At 62.9% G+C, this 21588-nt stretch carries 19 protein-coding genes; 16 read left to right on the top strand and 3 right to left on the bottom strand.

Annotated elements, in window-relative coordinates; genetic code table 11:
• Positions 1-21: 21 nt before the first annotated feature.
• From tauA to tauD, 4 genes are read left to right on the top strand one after another with little or no spacing between them, the layout of a single operon-like run.
• Positions 22-999: a taurine ABC transporter substrate-binding protein gene (gene tauA / locus PSFL_RS17010; protein WP_057437052.1), complete on the top strand. Its 978-nt coding sequence runs from the start codon at positions 22-24 to the stop codon at positions 997-999.
• Positions 1000-1015: 16 nt separating this feature from the next.
• Entirely contained in the window at positions 1016-1795 is a 780-nt protein-coding gene (gene tauB, locus PSFL_RS17005; RefSeq protein ID WP_057437050.1) for a taurine ABC transporter ATP-binding subunit, read from the top strand.
• A complete protein-coding gene (gene tauC, locus PSFL_RS17000) occupies positions 1792-2619 on the top strand; it encodes a taurine ABC transporter permease TauC (RefSeq protein WP_057957994.1) in 828 nt (275 codons plus the stop codon). The genes tauB and tauC overlap by 4 nt, the downstream gene beginning before the upstream one ends.
• A 12-nt stretch (positions 2620-2631) precedes the next feature.
• Complete coding sequence (tauD, locus tag PSFL_RS16995) at positions 2632-3468, top strand: taurine dioxygenase (protein WP_057437048.1); 837 nt, start codon at positions 2632-2634, stop codon at positions 3466-3468.
• A gap of 49 nt (positions 3469-3517) precedes the next feature.
• Here tauD and betT read toward each other — a convergent pair whose 3' ends face one another.
• Positions 3518-5482, bottom strand: coding sequence for a choline transporter BetT (gene betT / locus PSFL_RS16990; RefSeq protein ID WP_162947780.1), 1965 nt, complete (start codon positions 5480-5482; stop codon positions 3518-3520).
• Positions 5483-5890: 408 nt separating this feature from the next.
• Positions 5891-6817, bottom strand: coding sequence for a serine O-acetyltransferase EpsC (gene epsC / locus PSFL_RS16985; RefSeq protein ID WP_057957992.1), 927 nt, complete (start codon positions 6815-6817; stop codon positions 5891-5893).
• Positions 6818-6983: 166 nt separating this feature from the next.
• Between epsC and PSFL_RS16980 the strand changes: the two genes are divergently transcribed.
• The 12 genes from PSFL_RS16980 to PSFL_RS16925 all read left to right on the top strand — a co-directional run bounded on the left by PSFL_RS16980 (position 6984) and on the right by PSFL_RS16925 (position 18730).
• Positions 6984-7976, top strand: coding sequence for a D-cysteine desulfhydrase (locus PSFL_RS16980; protein WP_057437042.1), 993 nt, complete (start codon positions 6984-6986; stop codon positions 7974-7976).
• Between the two features lie 177 nt (positions 7977-8153).
• A complete protein-coding gene (gene tcyJ / locus PSFL_RS16975) occupies positions 8154-8948 on the top strand; it encodes a cystine ABC transporter substrate-binding protein (RefSeq protein WP_057437040.1) in 795 nt (264 codons plus the stop codon).
• Positions 8948-9613, top strand: a complete 666-nt coding sequence (gene tcyL, locus PSFL_RS16970) for a cystine ABC transporter permease (RefSeq protein WP_032884921.1) — start codon at positions 8948-8950, stop codon at positions 9611-9613. The genes tcyJ and tcyL overlap by 1 nt, the downstream gene beginning before the upstream one ends.
• 3 nt (positions 9614-9616) lie before the next feature.
• A complete protein-coding gene (tcyN, locus tag PSFL_RS16965; protein ID WP_057437038.1) occupies positions 9617-10363 on the top strand; it encodes an L-cystine ABC transporter ATP-binding protein TcyN in 747 nt (248 codons plus the stop codon).
• A 305-nt stretch (positions 10364-10668) separates the two neighbouring features.
• Positions 10669-11445, top strand: coding sequence for a hypothetical protein (locus PSFL_RS16960; protein WP_397470307.1), 777 nt, complete (start codon positions 10669-10671; stop codon positions 11443-11445).
• A 184-nt stretch (positions 11446-11629) separates the two neighbouring features.
• The gene (locus PSFL_RS16955) at positions 11630-12871 is read left to right on the top strand and encodes an SfnB family sulfur acquisition oxidoreductase (RefSeq protein WP_057957990.1); all 1242 of its coding nucleotides are present in this window, start codon (positions 11630-11632) and stop codon (positions 12869-12871) included.
• Positions 12872-12894: 23 nt separating this feature from the next.
• The gene (locus PSFL_RS16950) at positions 12895-14088 is read left to right on the top strand and encodes an SfnB family sulfur acquisition oxidoreductase (protein WP_115127149.1); all 1194 of its coding nucleotides are present in this window, start codon (positions 12895-12897) and stop codon (positions 14086-14088) included.
• Positions 14088-15449, top strand: a complete 1362-nt coding sequence (locus PSFL_RS16945; RefSeq protein WP_170044771.1) for an LLM class flavin-dependent oxidoreductase — start codon at positions 14088-14090, stop codon at positions 15447-15449. Before PSFL_RS16950 ends, PSFL_RS16945 begins: the two co-directional genes overlap by 1 nt.
• Positions 15450-15492: 43 nt before the next feature.
• On the top strand, positions 15493-16302 hold the full coding sequence (locus PSFL_RS16940) for a MetQ/NlpA family ABC transporter substrate-binding protein (protein ID WP_170044772.1): 810 nt from the start codon (positions 15493-15495) through the stop codon (positions 16300-16302).
• Positions 16303-16304: 2 nt separating this feature from the next.
• Positions 16305-17420 (top strand): methionine ABC transporter ATP-binding protein, encoded by a 1116-nt coding sequence (locus tag PSFL_RS16935; RefSeq protein ID WP_115127147.1) that lies wholly within the window; start codon positions 16305-16307, stop codon positions 17418-17420.
• Complete coding sequence (locus PSFL_RS16930; protein WP_057957985.1) at positions 17410-18054, top strand: methionine ABC transporter permease; 645 nt, start codon at positions 17410-17412, stop codon at positions 18052-18054. The genes PSFL_RS16935 and PSFL_RS16930 overlap by 11 nt, the downstream gene beginning before the upstream one ends.
• A gap of 40 nt (positions 18055-18094) precedes the next feature.
• Positions 18095-18730 carry a bifunctional 2-polyprenyl-6-hydroxyphenol methylase/3-demethylubiquinol 3-O-methyltransferase UbiG gene (locus tag PSFL_RS16925; protein WP_057444596.1) on the top strand — a complete coding sequence of 212 codons (636 nt, stop codon included), beginning with the start codon at positions 18095-18097 and terminating at the stop codon, positions 18728-18730.
• 400 nt (positions 18731-19130) lie between these two features.
• Here PSFL_RS16925 and PSFL_RS16920 read toward each other — a convergent pair whose 3' ends face one another.
• Positions 19131-21368 (bottom strand): glycoside hydrolase, encoded by a 2238-nt coding sequence (locus PSFL_RS16920; protein WP_397470306.1) that lies wholly within the window; start codon positions 21366-21368, stop codon positions 19131-19133.
• Between the last annotated feature and the right edge of the window lie 220 nt (positions 21369-21588).

Raw genomic sequence — 21588 nt, 5'->3', positions numbered from 1 at the left:
CGCCTGATGAGGAGCTTCTCCATGCTACGACCTTCCCCTTTACGCCTCCTGGCGGCCCTGTCCCTGGCCGGCGCCAGCCTGTTTGCCCAGGCGGCCGACGTGACCATCGCCTACCAGACCACCGTTGACCCGGCCAAAGTCGCCCAGGCCGACGGCGCTTATGAAAAAGCCACGAACGCCACTATCGACTGGCGCAAATTCGACAATGGCGCCGATATCATCGCCGCCATCGCGTCCGGCGATGTGCAGATCGGCTACCTCGGCTCCAGCCCGCTGACCGCAGCCATCACCCGCAAAGTGCCGGTGCAGACCTTCCTCGTCGCCACCCAGATCGGTGGCGCCGAAGCCCTGGTGGCGCGCAACGGTTCCGGGATCAACAGCCCGCAGGACCTGATCGGCAAGAAAATCGCCGTGCCGTTTGTTTCCACCGGCCACTACAGCCTGTTGGCCGCGCTCAAGCACTGGAACATCGACCCGTCGAAAGTCACCGTACTCAACCTCGCCCCGCCGGCCATCATCGCCGCCTGGAAGCGTGGCGATATCGACGCCACTTATGTCTGGGATCCGGCCCTGGGTGTGGCCAAGGAAAACGGCAAGGTGCTGATCACCTCTGGCGAACTGGCCAAGTTCGGCGCTCCGACCTTCGATGCCTGGATCGTGCGTAAGGACTTTGCCGAGAAGCACCCGGAAATTGTCAGCGCCTTTGCCAAAGTCACCCTTGATGCCTACGCCCAATACCGTAAAGACCCACAAGCCTGGCTGGCCGATAAGGGCAACGTCGACAAACTGGTGAAGCTCTCCGGCGCCAAGGCCAGTGATATCCCGCTGCTGCTGCAAGGCAACGTCTACCCACTGGCCGCCGACCAAGTGACGCTACTTGGCGCCCCGACCACCAAGGCCGTGACCGATACCGCCGTGTTCCTCAAGGAACAAGGCAAGGTCGAGGCCGTGCTGCCGGACTACGCCCCTTACGTCAGCGCCAAGTTCATCACTAACTGATCAGGAGTTCATCGCGATGGCCTTGCTACAGCTGGAGCGCATCAGCGCACAGTACCCAGGCGCAACCACGCCCGTGCTGGCGGATATTTCCCTGACCCTCGGCCCCCAGCAATTGCTGGTGGCCCTCGGCCCTTCCGGCAGTGGCAAGACTTCGCTGTTGAACCTGATTGCCGGCTTCGTCGAACCCAGCGCCGGACGCATCACCCTCGATGGCGTGCCCGTGCAAGGCCCGAGTGCCGAGCGTGGCGTGGTGTTCCAGGACGACGCCCTGCTGCCCTGGCAAGACGTGCTGGCCAATGTCGGCTTCGGCCTGGAGCTGGCCGGTGTGCCCAAGGCCCAGCGGCAGGTCCGCGCCCGGGAAATGCTTGCCCTGGTGGACCTGGCCGGCTTTGACAGCCGGCGCATCTGGCAGCTGTCTGGCGGGCAGAAACAACGCGTCGGCCTGGCCCGCGCCCTGGCTGCCGACCCACGGGTGCTGCTGATGGACGAACCTTTCGGCGCCCTCGATGCCTTCACCCGTGAACAGATGCAGGAGCTGCTGCTGCAAGTCTGGCGGCGCACGGCCAAGCCGGTATTCCTGATCACCCATGACATCGAAGAAGCGGTGTTCCTCGCCACCGACCTGATTCTGCTGGCGCCCAACCCCGGGCAAATCGTCGAGCGCCTGAGCCTGGACTTTGGCCAGCGTTACGCGGCCGGCGAGTCGGCCCGTGCGATCAAGTCCGACCCACGGTTTATCGAAACCCGCGAACACGTGCTGGGCAAAGTGTTCTCGCAACGGCAGGAGTCCGCATGAGCAGTTATGAAATCCCGGCCACCGCCGTCAGCCCAGCCACCCCGGCGCTGCGCCGCAACCTGAGCACACGCTGGATCAGCGGGCTGACCCTGGGTGCGCTGCTGGCGCTGTGGTGGGCCGTGACCGCCAGCGGGCTGATCGAGCCGCTGTTCCTGCCGCCTCCGTCTGCCGTGCTGCAAAAGGGCTGGCTGCTGGCGACAAGCGGCTATATGGACTCCACCCTCTGGCAGCACCTGGGTGCCAGCCTTGGCCGTATCGGCCTGGGCCTGGGCTTTGCAGTGCTGACCGCCGTGCCGATCGGCATTGCCATCGGCGCCAACCGCATCGCCCGCGGCATTCTCGACCCGCTGATCGAGTTCTACAGGCCGATCCCGCCGCTGGCCTACCTGCCCTTGATCGTGATCTGGTGCGGCATCGGTGAGCTGTCCAAGGTGTTGCTGATCTACCTGGCGATCTTCGCCCCGATTGCCATCGCCACCGCCACCGGCGTGCGCACGGTCGACCCGGCCAAATTGCGCGCAGCGCAGTCCCTGGGCGCCACGCGGGCGCAGTTGATCCGCCATGTGATCTTGCCCAGCGCCCTGCCCGATATCCTTACCGGCGTGCGCATCGGCCTGGGTGTCGGTTGGTCGACCCTGGTGGCCGCCGAGTTGATCGCCGCCACCAGCGGCCTGGGGTTCATGGTGCAGTCAGCCGCGCAATTTTTGGTCACCGACGTGGTGGTACTGGGCATTCTGGTGATCGCGCTGATCGCCTTTGCCATGGAAATGGGCCTGCGCGCCCTGCAGCGTAAATGGGTGCCTTGGCATGGCCAGGCCCACTAGGAAGAGAACAACATGAGCCACCTGACCGTTACCCCCTTAAGCACCGCCCTGGGCGCCCAGATCAGTGGCGTCGATATCACCCAGGCGCTGAACCTCGAACAGCGCGACGCCATCGAGCGCGCGCTGCTCCAGCATTCGGTGCTGTTCTTTCGCGACCAGCCGATCACCCCGCAGCAGCAAGCGCGCTTCGCGGCGAATTTCGGTGACCTGCATATTCACCCGATCTACCCCAACGTGCCCGAGCAGCCTGAAGTGCTGGTGCTCGACACCGCCGTCACCGACGTGCGCGACAATGCCATCTGGCACACCGACGTGACCTTCCTGCCCACCCCGGCCCTGGGCGCGGTGCTCAGCGCCAAGCTGCTGCCGGCCTTTGGCGGTGACACTTTGTGGGCCAGCGGTATTGCGGCCTACGAGGCACTGTCGGAACCGATGAAGATTTTTTTGACCGGCCTGACGGCAACTCATGACTTCACCCGCTCGTTCCCTCAGGAACGTTACGGCAACACCGCCCAAGACCTGGCCCGCTGGGAAGAAGCGCGCAAAAAGAACCCGCCCCTGTCCCACCCGGTGATCCGCACCCACCCGGTCAGCGGGCGTAAATCGCTGTTTGTCAGTGAGGGCTTCACCAGCAAGATCAACGAACTGGAGCCGGCCGAAAGCGAAGTCATCCTCAAGCTGTTGTTCGCCCACGCCACTCGCCCGGAATTCACCCTGCGCTGGCGCTGGCAAGCCAACGACGTGGCCTTCTGGGACAACCGCGTGACGCAGCACTACGCCGTGGACGACTATCGGCCACAGCGGCGTGTGATGCATCGGGCGACGATTCTGGGTGATGTGCCGTTCTGATCCGACACGCCCTGTAGGCGCCGGCAAGCCGGCGCCTACAAAGGTTGCATCAGCGGACCAGATGCAGGAACTGCAAGTGCCGTTCGTACTGGTCAAGGATGTCGTTGATGATCTGCTCCTTGGTGTAGCCCACCAGGTCGTAATCCTGGCTGCCTTCGCTCAAGTGCACTTCCGCGCGGTAGTAGCGACGGTTGTTGATTGCCTTGGAGCCCAGGCCACCGAGGGCAAAGGACGGCGTGAAGTAGCCGCGCATCTGCACCTGATAGACAAACGGACGCTCTTCGCCGTGGCCGATTTCCAGGCTGACGCTGTCGTTGGAAGGGTCAGGCTGGGTGACGACATTCAGGCCCTTCTCGACAAACACTGCCGTCACTTCTTCAATCGCCGGGCGTACCGTGGTTTCGAGGAAGCGGTACACCTCATCGCGCGACGGGAAATGCACCGCCTGGCTCAGGCGCTGGCGCCAGCCGCCACGGCCCCTGCGGGAGGCCGCCGAGACGGGGGCCAGGGAATGCATCCGGGCGATCTGCTTCTGCGATTCGAGGTAGAACGCCTTGTGCAGCCCCCACATCATCAACAGCAGGATCAACGAGAACGGTAACGACGTCAGCACCACCGCCGACTTGAGCGAGTCAATGCTACCGGCGAACAGCAAGGCGCTGGTCACCAGCGCGGTCATGGCGCCCCAGAACACCCGCAGCCACTTCGGCCCGTCTTCATCGGCATTGCCGCCCTTGGACGACAGGGTCGACAGCACCACGGTGCCGGAGTCGGCCGAGGTGACAAAGAACACAAAACTGATAAACACCGTGACCGCGATGACAGTCTTGCTCCATGGATAGGTTTCCAGCAGCAGGTACAGGCTCATCGACGGGTTGTCGATGGCCGACTGCCCCAGCGCCGCCATGCCGTGGTTGAGCACCTGATCAATCGCACTGTTGCCGAAGATCGACATCCAGGCCAGGGTGAAACCCAGGGGGATCAGGAGCACGCCGAAGACAAATTCGCGGATGGTCCGGCCACGGGAAATGCGTGCGATAAACAGGCCCACGAACGGCGACCATGCGATCCACCAGGCCCAATAAAACACGGTCCAGCCGCCGAGCCAATCGCTGGGCTCGTTGTAGGCGTAGACGTCAAAACTCTTGGTCGGCAGTGCGCCAAGGTAGTCACCGATGTTCTGGATCAGGGTGTTGAGCAAATGCTGGGTGGGCCCGGCGAACAACACAAACAGCAGCAGCGCACAGGCCAGCAGCATGTTGATGTCGGACATGACCCGCACACCCTTGTCGACACCGGCCACTGCGACCAGGATCGCCGCGCCCATCATCAGGGTGATCAGGCCGACCTGGATCCATTGGGTGTGGGCGATGCCGAACAGGTAGTCCAGGCCCGAGTTGAGGTGCAACACCCCAAAACCCATGTCCGCGCCCAGGCCGAACACCGTGGCGATGATGCCGAAGCCATCCACCGCATAGCCGATGGGGCCGTTGATGCGCTTGCCGATCAGCGGGTACAGCGCCGAACGCAAGGCCAGCGGCAGGTTATGCCGGTAGGCGAAGTACGCCAGGGCCATGCCGACGAACGCAAAGACGCCCCAGCCATGCAGGCCCCAATGCAGAAACAGCACCTGCATGGCCTGGCGCGCCGCGTCGGCGTTCAAGGCCTCGCCCTGGGGCGGTTGCACCAGGTGGGTCAAGGGTTCCGAGACGCAGAAGAAAAACAGCGTGATGCTGATCCCGGCGGCAAACAGCATGCCGGCCCAGGACAGGTAACTGAATTCGGGCTCGTCGTGGTCGGCACCGAGTTTGATCTTGCCGTAGCCAGACAACGCGGTGACCACCACGAAGACCAGATACAGGGTCATCGCCAGCATGTAGTACCAGCCGACCGTATTGGCCGCCCAGTTTTGCGCGGCCAGCAACCAGGCGCCGGCCTGCTCGGGGATCGCGATTACGGTGACACCAAACAGCAGGATGAAGCTGGCGGCGAAGTAAAACACCGGTGCATTCATACGCACCTGGCCGCTTGAAGGAACAGACGATGCACTCATGAACGGTGCACCTCGAGGGTATTGGATGTGGCTGTATAAAACGGACTCAGCAAAGGTAAGCCTCCTGTTGTGAGCGGGCAGCGAACCACCGGTTTAACTTGAACGAACGTTCAAGTTAAACATGGATAGGCGGTCTGGGACTAATCGCAGGGCTGAGTGGTAGGTAATTCCTACACTAGCTCAAGGAAGGGTATGACGTGTGGGAAAGGTAAAACGTTCAGCGATTGCTTGCCTAAATTGAAATGCCATCCCCTGTGGGAGCGGACTTGCCCGCGATAACGGTGTGTCAGGTTAGAGGTATTTGACTGGCCTACCGCCATCGCGGGCAAGCCCGCTCCCACACAAGCCCGCTCCCCCATCAGGTCGTCGCTACTTCTGCGTCCCGTCATCATGCTGCAAGTTCGCCTGCGTGATATTCGCCCCCGCCGGCACGCTGCGGGTCAGCCACACGTTGCCGCCAATGGTCGAACCCTTGCCGATGGTGATTCGCCCCAGGATCGTCGCCCCGGCGTAGATCACCACATCGTCCTCGACAATCGGGTGGCGTGGATGGCCCTTCTGCAACTGCCCATCCTCATCCGCCGGGAAACGCTTGGCGCCCAGGGTCACCGCCTGATAGATACGCACCCGCTCGCCAATGATCGCCGTTTCGCCAATCACCACACCCGTGCCGTGGTCGATAAAGAAGCTCGGGCCGATCTGAGCGCCTGGGTGAATGTCGATGCCGGTGGCCGAATGCGCGATTTCCGCGCTGATCCGCGCGAGCAGAGGCAGCCCGGCGCGATACAAATGGTGGGCCAGGCGATGGTGGATTACCGCGAGGATGCCCGGATAGCACAGCAGCACCTCATCCACCGTGCGTGCAGCCGGATCCCCGTGATAGGCCGCCAGCACATCGGTGTCCAACAAGCTGCGCAGCGCCGGCAAAGCCAGGGCAAAGTCCTGGATCAAGCGGATGGCCAGTGCATCGACTTCCTTATCGGCATTGCCGCCCTGGCGCGCGGCATAGCGCAACTCCAGGCGGGCCTGGGCGAGCAAGGCGTTGAGCGCCACATCCAGGGTATGGCCGACGTAGAAGTCCTCACTTTCCTCACGCAGATCCACCGGGCCCAGGCGCATCGGGAACAGCGCACCGCACAGCGCTTCAAGAATTTGCGCCACGGCCTCGCGCGACGGTAACTCGCGACCGCCCTGTTCGCCGCTGACCCGCCCATTGCGGGTACGCCATTGATCCCGGGCGCCGCGCAACTGGCTGACGATGGTCTGTAACTGCCAATGACTGGAACGCTCACTCACGGTATTCCCTCCTGAGGTAATGGCCACACTTTACGGTATGCAACCGGGCGGCCCTTAAGAACCAATGGTGCGATGCTAATAACACTTTGGCATAAGCATCTGGCGGTTGCCCCGGCAAAAAGCCCTGCCTATAGTCCTCCCCATCTTCTATTACCCGTGCGTAACCATGATCAAACAACAGCTCGACCGTTTTAATCGTCTGAACCTGCTGGGCGGCGCCACCGCCCTGGAAAAACTCGAACGACTGTCGACCTGGCTGGGCCGTGATATCTACATCAAGCGCGATGACACCACGCCGCTGGCCATGGGCGGCAACAAGCTGCGCAAACTCGAATACCTCGCCGCCGATGCCCTGGCCCAAGGCGCCGACACGTTGATCACCGCCGGCGCGATCCAGTCCAACCATGTGCGCCAGACCGCAGCCCTCGCCGCCAAGCTGGGCCTGGGCTGTGTCGCCCTGCTGGAAAATCCCACGGGCACCGACGACCCCAACTACCTGGGCAACGGCAACCGCCTGTTGGTCGAGCTGTTCGACGCCAAGGTCGAGTTGGTCGAAAACCTGGACAACGCCGACGAGCAACTCAACGCCCTGGCCGAACGCCTGCGCAGCAATGGCAAAAACCCCTACATAGTGCCCATTGGCGGCTCCAACGCCCTGGGCGCCCTGGGTTATGTGCGGGCCGGGCTGGAACTGGCCGGGCAGATCGAAGACAGCGGCCTGCAGTTCGCGGCAGTGGTCCTGGCCTCCGGCAGCGCCGGCACCCACAGCGGCCTGGCCCTGGCGTTGAGTGAAGTGCTGCCGGACTTGCCGGTGATTGGCGTCACCGTGTCGCGCACCGACGAAGCGCAACGGCCCAAGGTCCAAGGCCTGGCCGAGCGCACGGCGCAGTTGCTGGGGGTGGCGGTACCCGACGCCTTCAACGTGATTTTATGGGACGAATACTTCGCCCCGCGCTACGGCGAACCCAACGCCGGCACCCTGGCGGCAATCAAGCTGCTGGCAAGCCAGGAAGGCCTGTTGCTGGACCCGGTCTACACCGGCAAGGCCATGGCCGGGTTGCTCGACGGTATCGGTCGCCAGGCATTCGCTGAAGGGCCGATTATCTTCCTGCACACCGGCGGCGCGCCGGCGTTGTTTGCCTATGACTCAGTGTTCTGATTGGACACATTGAATCTCTACCTCATATGCAAAAATGGAATATAAAGTTTAATTTATATTATTTTTAACGCTTTCAAACTCGCCCTATAGTCGCGCTCCCACACACCGCGTTTTTAGGGCAGGATACGACCACTGCGTCACCTGCTTCGCTCACCATAAAAAACACAGGGGCTTGTCATGACTATTTCTGTACTGCGTCGCACGTTGCTGGTTGGCACATTGGGCCTGGCGCTTGGCGCCGGCTTGCTGGGCCAGGCAGTTGCCGGCGAGCAACTGGGCAACATCAAGAAGGCCGGCGAGATCAAGATCGGCCTGGAAGGCACCTACCCACCGTTCAGTTTCGTCGATGAAAACGGCAAGCTCAGTGGCTTTGAAGCCGAGCTGTCCGAAGCCCTGGCCAAGGAGCTGGGGGTCAAGGTCAAGCTGCAGGCTACCCCGTGGGACGGCATCCTCGCCGCCCTGGAATCCAAGCGCCTCGACGCAGTGGTCAACCAGGTGACGATCTCCGAAGAGCGCAAGAAAAAATACGATTTCTCCAAGCCCTACACCGTCTCCGGGATCCAGGCGCTGACCCTGGCGAAAAACGTCGACACCATCAAGACCGCCGACGACCTGGCCGGCAAGAAAGTCGGGGTGGGCCTTGGCACCAACTACGAACAATGGCTCAAGGACAACCAGCCCAAAGCCATCATCAAGACCTATAACGACGACCCCACCAAATTCCAGGACCTGCGCATCGGCCGTATCGACGCGATTCTGATCGACCGCCTGGCGGCCCTGGAATATGCGAAAAAAGCCAAGGACACCGCCGCTGCCGGTGAAGCCTTCTCCCGCCAGGAAGCCGGGATTGCCCTGCGCAAAGGCGAGCCTGAGCTGCTTGAGGCGGTCAACCAGGCCCTCGACAAACTGCGCGCCGACGGCACTTTGAAGAAGCTGTCCGAGAAATACTTCAACGCTGACGTCACCCAATAATGGAAGCAGGTTTCCAACTCGCGCTCGATTCCGCGCCCTTTCTGCTCAAGGGCGCGTACTACACGGTGATTCTCAGCCTCGGCGGGATGTTTTTCGGCTTGCTGCTGGGCTTCGGCCTGGCCTTGATGCGCCTGTCGCGCTTCAAGCTCTTGAGCTGGACGGCCAGGGTCTACGTCTCGTTCTTTCGCGGCACGCCGTTGCTGGTGCAGCTGTTCTTGATCTACTACGGCTTGCCGCAGGTGGGCATCGAGCTGGATCCGATCCCGGCAGCGATGATCGGCTTCTCGCTGAACATGGCGGCCTATGCCTGTGAAATCCTGCGCGCCGCCATCGCCTCCATCGAGCGTGGCCAGTGGGAAGCTGCCGCCAGTATCGGCATGACCCGCGCACAGACCTTGCGCCGGGCCATCCTGCCGCAGGCGATGCGCACGGCCCTGCCGCCCCTGGGCAACAGCTTTATTTCGCTGGTAAAAGACACGGCGCTGGCCGCCACCATCCAGGTGCCCGAGCTGTTCCGCCAGGCCCAACTGGTATCGGCACGCACCTTTGAAATTTTCACCATGTACCTGTCCGCAGCCCTGATCTACTGGGTTCTGGCCAGCATCCTGGCGCATTTTCAGAATCGCCTGGAAGACCGGGTCAACCGGCATGACCTGGAGTCTTGAAGCATGATCGTGGTTGAAAAACTGACCAAACAATTCAAGGGTCAGGTGGTGCTCAACGGGATCGACCTGGAGGTCCAGGAAGGCGAAGTTGTCGCCATCATTGGCCCCAGCGGCTCGGGCAAGACCACCTTCCTGCGCTGCCTGAATTTCCTCGAAGAACCCACCAGTGGCCGGATCAAGGTCGGCGACATCGAGATCGACGGCAGCCGCCCGCTCAACCAGCAACAAGGCCTGGTGCGGCGCCTGCGCCAGCATGTGGGTTTTGTGTTCCAGGGCTTTAACTTGTTCCCCCATCGCACCGCCCTGGAGAACGTCATCGAAGGCCCGCTGGTGGTCAAGAAGATGCCACGCGAAGCCGCTGACCGCCTCGGTCGCGCACTGCTGGCCAAGGTTGGCCTGGCGGGCAAGGAAGACGCCTACCCCCGGCGCCTGTCCGGTGGCCAGCAACAACGGGTGGCCATTGCCCGAGCCTTGGCGATGGAGCCGGAAGTGATCCTGTTCGATGAACCGACCTCGGCCCTCGACCCGGAGTTGGTAGGCGAAGTCCTGGCGACCATCCGCAGCCTCGCCGAAGAGAAACGCACCATGGTCATCGTCACCCACGAAATGAGCTTTGCCCGTGACGTGGCCAACCGGGTGATCTTCTTCGACAAGGGTGTGATCGTCGAGCAAGGCGAAGCCAAGGCGCTGTTTGCCAACCCCAGGGAAGAACGCACCCGGCAGTTCCTCAGCAAATTCCTCACCCACTGACCCACCCCCTGTAGGAGCCGGCTTGCCGGCGCCTACAAGGTTTGTGACTTTCGGAAAAATCCCCGTATTCATTCGGCAAAGTGCCTGTCAAAACCCCCTTTAATAACACCCTCCAGTAAGACCCTTCTGAATAATCCCAAACCCGCCGTTTAGCCTTTTGCCGCCATTGACGCCCCCTGGCCAACCCTCTTATCTAGGGTTCAAAGGATTGGATCCCATCCTGGCTTTTCAAAAAAATCGTTCCTTTCGAACCCCACGCCTGAGGTTCGGAACGATCGCTGCTGGCTGCATCAAGGAGATTATTTATGACGCACATCACCCCCCTGACCATGCTCGCCGCGCCGACAGTACCCCAAGCTCATAAACAAGGTATCAACGCGCAGGCCGCCACTCATTTGCAGGTCGATATCGCCCCCTACCCGAACATGGGCAAGGGCGACTTGATCGAGTTGTTCTGGAACAACTGCTTTGCTGCCTCCAAGCGTGTAGGCGCCGCCGATATCGGCTTGACCAGCCATCTGCGGGTGCCCGAAAGCTTTGTGCAAAACGGTGCTGCACGCATTCATTACCGGGTCATGCAAGTGGGGCGCGGCCCGGCGCGCTCCATGATTACCCGGGTGCAGGTCAAGACCGCTTGCCCGGGTGGGCAGCCTTCAGTGCTGTGCGCCGAAGAAAACCAGAACCTGGCCCCCGTCGCCCTGCCCGAAACCATCCGCCGCCATGGCGTCAACCCCAGCCAGATCCGCCGGGGCGTGCCGTTGACCATCGAGCCCTACCTGAACATGGCCGCTGGTGATGCAATCACTCTGCGCTGGGGCGATGCGCGCCTGGACCTGCCCCAGATCCAGGCCGCCGAGGTGGGGCGCCCGGTGCAGGTCTGGGTGCCTTCGGCGCTGATCCTGGAGGCCGGGGACGATGCCCGCCAGGAGGTCACCTACTGCGTGATCGACCGCGTGGGCAACAACTCGCGCTGGGCACCCGGGCGCATCGTGAGCATCGCCCAGGCCAACGCCACAGGCGCAGCCGATGCTTTGTCGGTGTACCAGCCCCGACGTCCTGGCTCGCCGTGCGAACCGGGGTGACAGACCTTCTATGCATATTCCTAAAAGTTAGTTTATTTAAAAAATAAACACGCTTAGGGTATATGCACCGGACCACCGGACATTCCTGATTTTTAGCTTTTCCACGGATGTGAGGTAGGTATGGTCAACATTACCCCGGTGCACAACGCCAGGGCATCACGGGTCGCCACGCAGGGGCGCACCGATGTCTAACTTGGCGCAATCGCCCCTCCAGAGCGATCTGGATATCGCCCCGCTGCTGTTGCCCACCCAGGTGCTGCGCAACGACAGTGAAGCCCTCGCCGCTGCCCACGCGCTTGCCCAGGCCGCCCGCCTGCAAGCCGGGCTGCGCGACCGCCAGCGCAAACTGCCCTGGGCCGAAATCGAACAGTTCACCCGCAGTGGCCTGGGGAGCATTTCCATCCCCCGCGAATACGGCGGCCCGCAAGTGTCGTTTGTGACCCTGGCTGAAGTGTTCGCGATTATCAGCGCCGTCGACCCAGCCCTGGGGCAGATCCCGCAGAACCACTTTGGCATCTTGCACGTGCTGCAAGGCGCCGCCAGCGAATCACAGAAAAAACAGCTGTTCCAAAGCGTGCTCGACGGCTGGCGCATCGGCAATGGCGGGCCGGAACGCGGTACCAAAAACACCCTGGATGTGAAGGCCCGGATCAGCGCCGAGGGTGACGGTTTTGTCATCAACGGCCAGAAGTTCTACTCCACCGGCGCGCTGTTTGCCCATTGGGTCGCGGTCAAGGCCCTGGACGACGAAGGCCGCCAGGTCATGGCGTTTGTGCGCCGTGGCACCCCGGGATTGCGCATCGTCGATGACTGGTCGGGCTTTGGCCAGCGCACCACCGCCAGCGGCACCGTGTTGCTGAACAATGTGCCAGTGGACGCCGATCTGGTGGTACCGATCTGGCGCCTGGGGCAAACCCCGGGCATCCAGGGCGCGGTCTCGCAATTGATCCAGGCGGCCATCGACGCCGGCATCGCCCGTGGCGCCCTCGACGACACCATCAGTTTTGTCCGTGAACGCTCGCGGCCGTGGATCGACGCCAAGGTCGAACGGGCCAGCGACGACCTCTATGTGATCGCCGATATCGGCAAGCTGAAAATCGAACTGCACGCCGCCGAAGCCCTGCTGCGCAAGGCCGGCCAGGTGCTGGACCAGGTCAGCGCCGCGCCCATCACCGCACACTCCGCCGCCCGGGCCTCGATTGCCGTGGCACAAGCCAAGGTGCTGACCACCGAAGTCTCGCTGCTGGTCAGCGAGAAACTCTTCGAACTGGCCGGCAGCCGCGCCACCCTCGCCGAGTTCAACCTCGACCGCCACTGGCGCAATGCACGGGTGCACACCCTGCACGACCCGGTGCGCTGGAAGTATCACGCGGTGGGCGCCTGGCACCTCAACGGAACCTTGCCGGCCCGGCATTCCTGGATCTGACGACCAGACCTCTGGAGAAAAACATGACGCTTTCCCATTCCGTCGCGGTCATCACCAGCGATGAACAAGCCCTGATTGTCGCCAGCGACCTGGCCGAAGACTTTCGCCGCGACAGCGCCCTGCGCGACCGTGAACGCCGCCTGCCGCTCGCCGAACTGGAAGCCTTTTCCCGCTCCGGCCTGTGGGGCATCAGCGTGCCCAAGGCATACGGCGGCGCTGGCGTGTCCAACGTCACCCTGGCCAAGGTCATTGCCCTGATCGCCCAGGCCGATGCCTCGTTGGGGCAGATCCCGCAGAACCATTTTTATGCCCTGGAAGTGCTGCGCATCAATGGCAGCCCGGCGCAGCAACAACGCCTGTATGCCGAGGTGCTGGCCGGCCAGCGCTTTGGCAATGCCCTGGCGGAACTGGGCACCAAGACCGCCCATGACCGGGTGACGAAACTTGTGCGCGACGGCGACGGTTTTCGCATCAGCGGCCGCAAGTTCTACGCCACCGGCGCGATCTACGCCCAGCGCATTCCCACCTCGGTGGTGGATGAACACGGCGTGCAGCAACTGGCCTTTGTGCCACATGACAGCCAGGGCCTGACGGTGATCGACGACTGGAGCGGCTTCGGCCAGCGCACCACCGGCAGCGGTTCGGTGGTGTTCGACAATGTGTGGGTCGCAGCCGAAGACGTGATTCCGTTCCAGAGCGCCTTCGAGCGCCCGACCACCGTGGGCCCGCTGGCGCAGATCCTTCACGCGGCCATCGACACCGGCATCGCCCGCGCCGCCTTTGAAGATGCCCTTCATTTTGTGCGCACCAAGACCCGGCCGTGGATCGACTCGGGCAATGACACGGCCAGCGAAGACCCGCTGACCCTGAAAAGCTTCGGCCACCTGAGCATCCGCCTGCACGCCACCGAAGCCCTGCTGGAGCGCTCCGGCGAATTCCTCGACCGCGCCCAGGCCGACAGCAATGCGCAAACCGTCGCGGCGGCGTCGATTGCCGTGGCTGAAGTACGCGCCCTGAGCACCGAGATTTCCCTGGCCGCCGGCAGCACCCTGTTCGAACTCGCCGGCAGCCAGGCAACCCTCGCCGAGCATGGCCTGGACCGCCACTGGCGCAACGCCCGGGTGCACACCCTGCACGACCCGGTGCGCTGGAAGTACCACGCCGTCGGCAATTATTACCTCAACGATGAAAACCCGCCGCTGCGGGGGACCCTCTGATGTTGAAGAAAAAGATCCTGCTCAATGCCTTCAACATGAACTGCATCGGGCATATCAACCATGGCCTGTGGACGCATCCACGGGACACCTCGACCCAGTACAAGACCGTCGAATACTGGACCGAACTGGCGCAACTACTGGAGCGTGGGCTGTTCGACGGCTTGTTTATCGCCGACATCGTTGGCGTGTACGACGTCTATCAAGGCTCGGTCGAGGTGCCGCTCAAGGAGTCGATCCAACTGCCAGTCAACGACCCACTGCTACTGGTCTCGGCCATGGCCGCCGTAACGAAAAACCTCGGCTTCGGCCTGACCGCCAACCTGACTTACGAGCCGCCGTATCTGTTCGCCCGGCGCATGTCCACGCTCGATCACCTGAGCCGTGGCCGGGTGGGCTGGAACATCGTCACCGGCTACCTGGACAGCGCCGCCAAGGCCATGGGCCTCACCGAGCAGGTCGAGCATGACCGGCGCTACGACCAGGCCGACGAGTACCTGGAGGTGCTGTACAAGCTGTGGGAAGGCAGTTGGGAAGACGGCGCGGTACTCAACGACCCGCAACAACGGATCTATGCCCAACCGGGCAAGGTGCACAAGGTCGAGCACCATGGCGAGTTCTATCAGGTGCAGGGCTATCACCTGTGCGAGCCCTCGCCGCAGCGCACGCCAGTGCTGTTCCAGGCCGGCAGTTCGGAACGCGGCCTGGTGTTTGCCGGGCGCCATGCCGAGTGCGTGTTTATCAGCGGGCAGAACAAGGCTGCGACCAAGGTGCAAGTGGACAAGGTACGCGCCAGCGCGGTCGCAGCCGGACGCAACCCAGACGACATCAAGGTGTTCATGGGGCTCAACGTGATTGTCGGCGCCACCGAGGCGCTGGCCTGGGCCAAGCATGCCGAGTACCTGAGCTACGCCAGCGCCGAGGCCGGCGTGGCACATTTCAGCGCCTCCACCGCCATCGACTTCTCGCAATACGAGCTGGACGAACCGATCCAGTACGTGAAGAGCAACGCGATCCAATCAGCCACTAAAGCCTTGCAGAACAACGACTGGACCCGGCGCAAGTTGTTGGAACAACACGCGTTGGGTGGGCGCTATATCACCCTGGTGGGTTCGCCTGCGCAGGTGGCTGATGAGCTGGAATCCTGGATCAGCGAGACCGGGCTGGATGGCTTCAACCTGACGCGCATTGTTACGCCGGAGAGCTATGTGGATTTTATCGAGCTGGTGATTCCCGAGTTGCAAAGGCGTGGGTCATACAAGACTGCTTATGAGACCGGAACCTTGCGAGAAAAGGTCTTCCACCGCGAAGCGCACTTACCCGAACAACACACCGGTTCCACCTACCGCCACTCCCACATTTAGACCTTTATTGCTCATACCAACACCTTATGACTGGAAATCGACCATGAAAACAACACTGCTCTCCCACCCAGTCAAAGCACTGGCCCTGGCCCTCGGCCTGTTCAGCTCGGCGGTGTTTGCCGCCGATGCGCCGCTGAAAGTCGGCACCACGGCGGCCTTCGCCATTCCCCTCGAAGCCGCCGTCGAAGAGGCCGGCAAGCAGGGCCTGAAAGTCGAGCTGGTGGAGTTCACCGACTGGATCGCGCCCAACGTCAGCCTCGCCGCCGGCGATATCGACGTGAATTACTTCCAGCACATTCCGTTCCTGGAAAACGCCAAGGCCGCCGCCGGTTTTGACCTGGTGCCGTTCAAGCCGGGGATCATCAATAACGTCGGTCTGTACTCGAAAAAATTCAAAAGCTTCGATGAGCTGCCCCAGGGCGCCAGCGTGGCCATCGCCAACGACCCCATCAACAGCGGGCGCGGCCTGCAGTTGCTGGCCAAGGCCGGCCTGATCACCCTCAAGCCGGGCGTGGGCTACAAGGCCACCGAAGACGACATCGTCGCCAACCCGAAACAGCTCAAGATCCTGCAGGTCGAAGCGGTGCAGCTGGTGCGCGCCTATGACGACGCCGACCTGGTGCAGGGCTACCCGGCCTATATCCGCCTGTCCAAGACCTTCAATGCCGAGTCGGCGCTGCTGTTCGATGGCCTTGACCACCCGGAATACGTGATCCAGTTCGTGACCCAGCCCAAGGGCAAAACCGACCCACGGGTGATCAAGTTCGTCGAGATCTACCAGCATTCGCCGGTGGTCCGCGCGGCCCTGGATAAATCCCTGGGCACGCTGTACCAAGTCGGCTGGGAAGGCTGAATATGAGCGCCGCCAATGCCCAACTGCGCGACCTGGGCACACTGCCCAGGGACGCGCAACAGACAGAGCTACACCCTGACTTGAACCACGCCCATGTGCGTTTTATCAACCTGGGCAAAACCTACGACGGCACGGTGCATGCGCTGCAAGGCATCGACCTGGCGATCCAGCGTGGCGAAGTGTTCGGCATCATCGGCCGCAGCGGCGCCGGCAAGTCGTCGCTGATCCGCACCATCAACCGCCTGGAACAACCCAGCAGCGGCCGGGTGCTGATCGACCAGGTGGATATCGGCGATTTCGACGAAGACCGTCTGGTGGCCCTGCGGCGACGCATCGGCATGATCTTCCAGCACTTCAACCTGATGTCGGCCAAGACCGTGTGGCAGAACGTCGAGCTGCCACTGAAAGTCGCCGGTGTGCCCAAGCCGCAACGCGAGCACAAGGTCCGCGAGCTGCTGGAGCTGGTGGGTTTGCAGGACAAGCACCAGGCGTACCCGGCGCAGTTGTCCGGCGGGCAGAAGCAACGGGTGGGCATCGCCCGCTCGCTGGTGCACGACCCGCAGATCCTGCTGTGTGACGAAGCCACCTCGGCCCTGGACCCGGAGACCACCCAGTCGATCCTCGGCCTGTTGCGCGAGATCAATCAGCGCCTGGGCCTGACCATCGTGCTGATCACCCACGAGATGGCGGTGATCCGCGAAATCTGCGACCGCGTGGTGGTGCTGGAACACGGGCGGATCGTCGAGCAAGGCCCGGTGTGGGAAGTGTTTGGCAACCCCAAGCATCAGGTCAGTAAAACCCTGCTCGCGCCCCTGCAACATGGCTTGCCCGAGGAACTGCAAAAGCGCCTGCGGGCCACGCCAGCGTCGGCGGATGCGGCCGTGGTGCTGCGCCTGCAATTTACCGGCGCCAGCGCGGATGAACCGGACCTCGCCGCACTGTTCAGCGCCCTGGGTGGGCGCGTGCGCCTGCTGCAAGGCGGGGTCGAGCGCATCCAGGGCCACGCCCTGGGGCAATTGCTGCTGGCAGTGACCGGCTCCGCCCTGGACGCCGACACATTACGCACCCGCGCCACGCGCTGGGCACAACAGGTGGAGGTGCTGGGCTATGTGGTTTGATCGTTTGTTGCAGGGCGCCATCGACACCTTGTTGATGGTCGGCGTGTCGTCGTTGATCGCGCTGCTGGTGGGTATCCCGCTGGCGGTGTTCCTGGTCACCAGCGACAAGGGCGGCATCTACCAGGCCCCCGCGTTGAATAGGGTGCTGGGGGCGTTCGTCAATCTGTTCCGCTCCATCCCGTTCCTGATTCTGATGGTGGCGCTGATCCCCTTCACCCGGCTGATTGTGGGCACCACCTACGGTGTGTGGGCCGCCGTGGTACCACTGACCATAGCCGCCACGCCGTTCTTTGCGCGAATCGCCGAGGTCAGCCTGCGCGAAGTCGACCATGGCCTGATTGAGGCCGCCCAGGCCATGGGCTGCCGGCGCTGGCATATCGTCAGGCATGTGCTGTTGCCGGAAGCGCTGCCGGGGATTGTCGGCGGGTTCACCATTACTCTGGTGACCATGATCAACTCGTCGGCCATGGCCGGAGCGATTGGCGCCGGTGGCCTGGGGGATATTGCCTACCGCTACGGCTACCAGCGTTTCGACAGCCAGATCATGCTCACGGTGATTGTGTTGCTGGTCCTGCTGGTGGCCGCGATCCAACTGGGTGGCGATCGCCTGGCGCGCGGGCTGAACAAGCGCTGAGGTATAGTCGGCACCTCTCTTTGCCCTGGTGCCGACTGCCATGAAACTCGCCCCCGACGACCTCGACCAGATCACCTCTACCACCCTGGGTCACTACAACCAGGTGGCCGAGGATTTTCGCGAAGGTACCCGCGACCATGATGTGAGCCAGAACATCGACGCGTTGCTGCGGCATATCCAGGCGCAGGCGCCGTTTACCGTGCTGGACTTCGGCTGCGGGCCGGGGCGGGATTTGCAGACCTTCACCCGGCTTGGGCATATCGCCGTGGGCCTGGATGGCGCCGAGCGTTTCGCGCAGATGGCGCGCCAGGACAGCGGCTGTGAAGTACTGCACCAGGACTTCCTCAAACTGGATCTGCCGGCCGCGCGCTTCGACGGGATTTTTGCCAATGCGGTGCTGTTTCATATCCCCAAGCAGGAACTGCCGCGCATTCTCCAGCAACTGCAGGCTGCGCTGAAACCGGGCGGGGTGTTGTTCAGCTCCAACCCCAGGGGGGAAAACCAGGAGGGCTGGAACGGCCCGCGTTATGGCTCGTATCACGACCTTGCGGCCTGGCAGGCGCTGCTGACCACCGCAGGGTTTGTGGAGTTGGAACACTACTATCGCCCGGCAGGGCTGCCGCGCGAGCAGCAGCCTTGGTTGGCCAGTGTGTGGCGTAAGGTAGGGGCTGTCTGAGCGGACGCTATCGCAGCGATGCGGCGACCCGACAAGCCAGCTCCCACATTGTTTTGTGGTGTGTCCAGAATTCCCTGCCGGGTCGAGCCCCCCCCTGTGGGAGCGGGCTTGCCCGCGATGGCAGTAGTACAGGCACTATTTTTGGTGGCTGACATACCGTCATCGCAGGCAAGCCAGCTCCCACATTGGTTTGTGGTGTGTCCAGAATTCCCTGCCTGGTCGAGCCCCCCCCCCTGTGGGAGCGGGCTTGCCCGCGATGGCGGTAGTACAGGCACTATCTTTGGTGGCTGACAAACCGTCATCGCAGGCAAGCCAGCTCCCACATTGTTTTGTGGTGTGTCCAGAATTCCCTGCCGGGTCGAGCCCCCCCCCTGTGGGAGCGGGCTTGCCCGCGATGGCCTCAAGGGCGCTGCTGAGCCACCTGATACACCACCGGACTTTCACCCACCACCCACGCCGTCACACTCTGCCCCGCATACCCGTCCCTTTCCTCCTGCGCAAAGTTGGCCACCAACCGCGTGCCATCGGCAAACGTGGTCTGCTGCACCAGCCGGTCGTTGCTCAGCCAGCGAAAATCCGTCATTGCCTGGGTCGCCAGACGCTCATGCAACGGCCGGAAGAACCCATCCTGACGCTGGATCATCGGCAAGCGCTGCTTCAAGGTAGCGGCGCTCAAGTGATAGAGCGGCGGCACGTTGTACAGCAGTTGGGCCAGCTCGTTTTCCGCCTGCACATTGCTCAGCTTCAGGCTGTCGAACAACCAGTGATGGCTGGTAATGACCGAACCATGGAACACCGCCTGATACAGCGGCAGGCGCATCGCCGGGGCAAAGTACACGCTGCGCAGCGGCTCTTTGAGCGGCACGCGTTTGAAGAACACCGCCGGTTCCTCCGGTGGATACCAGGCCCCCACGTAGTACGGTGATTGCTTGTCCTGGGTCATCTCACGATCACCCCAGCCCATGACCGGGGTTTGCATGCCATGGGCGAACAACACGCCGCGAGCGGTGGTGGCGTTGCCATCTTCGGAACCCACCGACAACTGGAGGTGGCTGGCGATCCAGCGGGCGGCATCGATGTTGCCTTGGGCGTTCTGCGCCTGGGTCATGCCCAGCACCAAGCGATAGCTGTCAAACAGCATGCCGGTGGCATAGGCGTCGAGGAACCAGGCATTGAACCCGGCCTTGGCCTGCACCGCCGTCACCCGCGCCTCCAGCAATGGGCGGACGCAGCGCGGGTCGGTGTAGTGCCCGGACTTCTGGAAGCCGGTCTTGAGCTGGCCGTTCTTCAACATGATCGCGCAGTCGCGATAGGCGCGGCTGCCCAGGTGCGCGGTGGTCCAGTCGGGGTTCTCGCTGGCTGCCAGGGCAGTTTCATAGGAGTCGTAAGGCGCCATCAAGTACCCGGCCGCGACCCCGTAACGCACCGCCTCCGGGTGCCAGAGCCCGCCCTCCCAGCCTTCGCCCAGGGTCAGCAGCAGGCGTGGCAGGCCACTCTCCTGCAGGGTCTTGATCGTCGTCGAGGATAACGTGCTGCCCCAGGTTTCGGGGTTGGCACGCAAGGCACCGGCAAACGCCAGCGCCAGTTGCTGGCGCAGTGCGCCGTAGCCTTGGGCAAGCGCGGGCATGTCGGGCTCGGTCGTGGCTTGCCAGCCCTGGCGCGCCTTTTTGTTGAGCGCCGCGTTGAGCCCTCTGAGCAACACAGCTTGCTGGTAGCGATCCAGAAACGGCTGGGGGGCTTGCACCACCTGTGCCGCCTCCGAATCCAGCAGGCCATTGAGTTGTGCGCCCAAGCCATCGGGTCCACGCAGCACGGTGCGTAACTGCTCCCAATCGCGCACATCGCCCAGGCCCAGCAGGTCATTGCCCCACAGGTAGACGTGGCTGGCACCCAATAGCTTTTCGCCGGCCGGCAGGCGTTGCAGTTTGTCGGCCAACGGCTCGTAGAGCCCCTGTTCCACCAGCCATTGGCGGTAGCGCTTGGCACCGGCCAGCAAGTCGGCCTCGCCCAGGTTCAGGCGCAGGGTCATGGGCGCGGTGGGGTCCAGGGCGGTGAATTCATGATGCAACGACAAGCCCAGGCGCGGGCCCTCGGCCTGCCACTGCAAACGGTTGTTGTAGGGGTTGGTTAGCAGCCAGTTGAGGGTGAAGCTTGCGTGATCGACGCCCCATAACGGCAGGCTCAGGTCCTGGGTGCTGTTGACATCCCCCTGCTCCAGCAAAAAGCGCTGCCAGAGGCTGTTGCCGGCTGGCACGTAATGCCCCTCGGCGAGCGGCCAGATCAGGCCCTTGCCCATGGCGCTGGCCGGCTGGCGGACGATCTCCAGCTCGCCGGCCTCGCGGGCGGTGATGGTCAGGATCAGGTCACGCTGGTCCAGGGTGGCGTTCAGCCGATAGGCACCGTTGTCCCATTGCCAGTTGGCGTGTTGAGTGGACTGCTGCAACTGGCTGACCTTATGGGTAGCCACGCCGCTGGAGGCCTGCACCGGCTCGCCGCCGGAAGGGGTCACGCGCACGGCCAGGTTCGCCGGGTCGAGCTCGATGCGCCATTGGGGGTTTTCCAGAACGGTGCCGGCAACGGCCAGTGGCGACAGCAGCAGCACGCAGATGCACAAGGCTCGGCGCAGGTTAAGGGTCATGACGTGGGCCTTCAGAGGAGCGAAAGCCCGAGGGTAAAACAGTTCGTTGACCGGAACTAATCCAATACACATTTAGAGAGTTTTCCCACTGCCTGCCCCTGTGGCGAGGGGGCTTGCCCCCGTTGGGCTGCGCAGCAGCCCCTGTAAGATCCACCGGGTTGTATCAGACACACTGAGGTGGCCGGTTTTGGGGCTGCTTTGCAGCCCAACGGGGGCAAGC

The organism is Pseudomonas sp. DD1 (assembly GCF_044510355.1).
In the GTDB taxonomy this organism is placed as follows: Bacteria; Pseudomonadota; Gammaproteobacteria; order Pseudomonadales; family Pseudomonadaceae; genus Aquipseudomonas; species Aquipseudomonas shahriarae.
This window is presented reverse-complemented; position numbering and strand designations above follow the sequence as displayed.

Bases quoted from the DNA above. Each gene is read 5' to 3' on its own strand.
- tcyJ (WP_057437040.1), top strand. From the start codon at position 8,154: ATGACTATTTCTGTACTGCGTCGCACGTTGCTGGTTGGCACATTGGGC.
- PSFL_RS16925 (WP_057444596.1), top strand. From the start codon at position 18,095: ATGAAACTCGCCCCCGACGACCTCGACCAGATCACCTCTACCACCCTG.
- PSFL_RS16955 (WP_057957990.1), top strand. From the start codon at position 11,630: ATGTCTAACTTGGCGCAATCGCCCCTCCAGAGCGATCTGGATATCGCC.
- PSFL_RS16930 (WP_057957985.1), top strand. From the start codon at position 17,410: ATGTGGTTTGATCGTTTGTTGCAGGGCGCCATCGACACCTTGTTGATG.
- tauA (WP_057437052.1), top strand. From the start codon at position 22: ATGCTACGACCTTCCCCTTTACGCCTCCTGGCGGCCCTGTCCCTGGCC.
- betT (WP_162947780.1), bottom strand. From the start codon at position 5,482: ATGAATGCACCGGTGTTTTACTTCGCCGCCAGCTTCATCCTGCTGTTT.
- PSFL_RS16980 (WP_057437042.1), top strand. From the start codon at position 6,984: ATGATCAAACAACAGCTCGACCGTTTTAATCGTCTGAACCTGCTGGGC.
- PSFL_RS16945 (WP_170044771.1), top strand. From the start codon at position 14,088: ATGTTGAAGAAAAAGATCCTGCTCAATGCCTTCAACATGAACTGCATC.
- PSFL_RS16935 (WP_115127147.1), top strand. From the start codon at position 16,305: ATGAGCGCCGCCAATGCCCAACTGCGCGACCTGGGCACACTGCCCAGG.
- tcyN (WP_057437038.1), top strand. From the start codon at position 9,617: ATGATCGTGGTTGAAAAACTGACCAAACAATTCAAGGGTCAGGTGGTG.
- PSFL_RS16940 (WP_170044772.1), top strand. From the start codon at position 15,493: ATGAAAACAACACTGCTCTCCCACCCAGTCAAAGCACTGGCCCTGGCC.
- PSFL_RS16960 (WP_397470307.1), top strand. From the start codon at position 10,669: ATGACGCACATCACCCCCCTGACCATGCTCGCCGCGCCGACAGTACCC.
- PSFL_RS16950 (WP_115127149.1), top strand. From the start codon at position 12,895: ATGACGCTTTCCCATTCCGTCGCGGTCATCACCAGCGATGAACAAGCC.
- PSFL_RS16920 (WP_397470306.1), bottom strand. From the start codon at position 21,368: ATGACCCTTAACCTGCGCCGAGCCTTGTGCATCTGCGTGCTGCTGCTG.
- tauB (WP_057437050.1), top strand. From the start codon at position 1,016: ATGGCCTTGCTACAGCTGGAGCGCATCAGCGCACAGTACCCAGGCGCA.
- tauC (WP_057957994.1), top strand. From the start codon at position 1,792: ATGAGCAGTTATGAAATCCCGGCCACCGCCGTCAGCCCAGCCACCCCG.
- tauD (WP_057437048.1), top strand. From the start codon at position 2,632: ATGAGCCACCTGACCGTTACCCCCTTAAGCACCGCCCTGGGCGCCCAG.
- tcyL (WP_032884921.1), top strand. From the start codon at position 8,948: ATGGAAGCAGGTTTCCAACTCGCGCTCGATTCCGCGCCCTTTCTGCTC.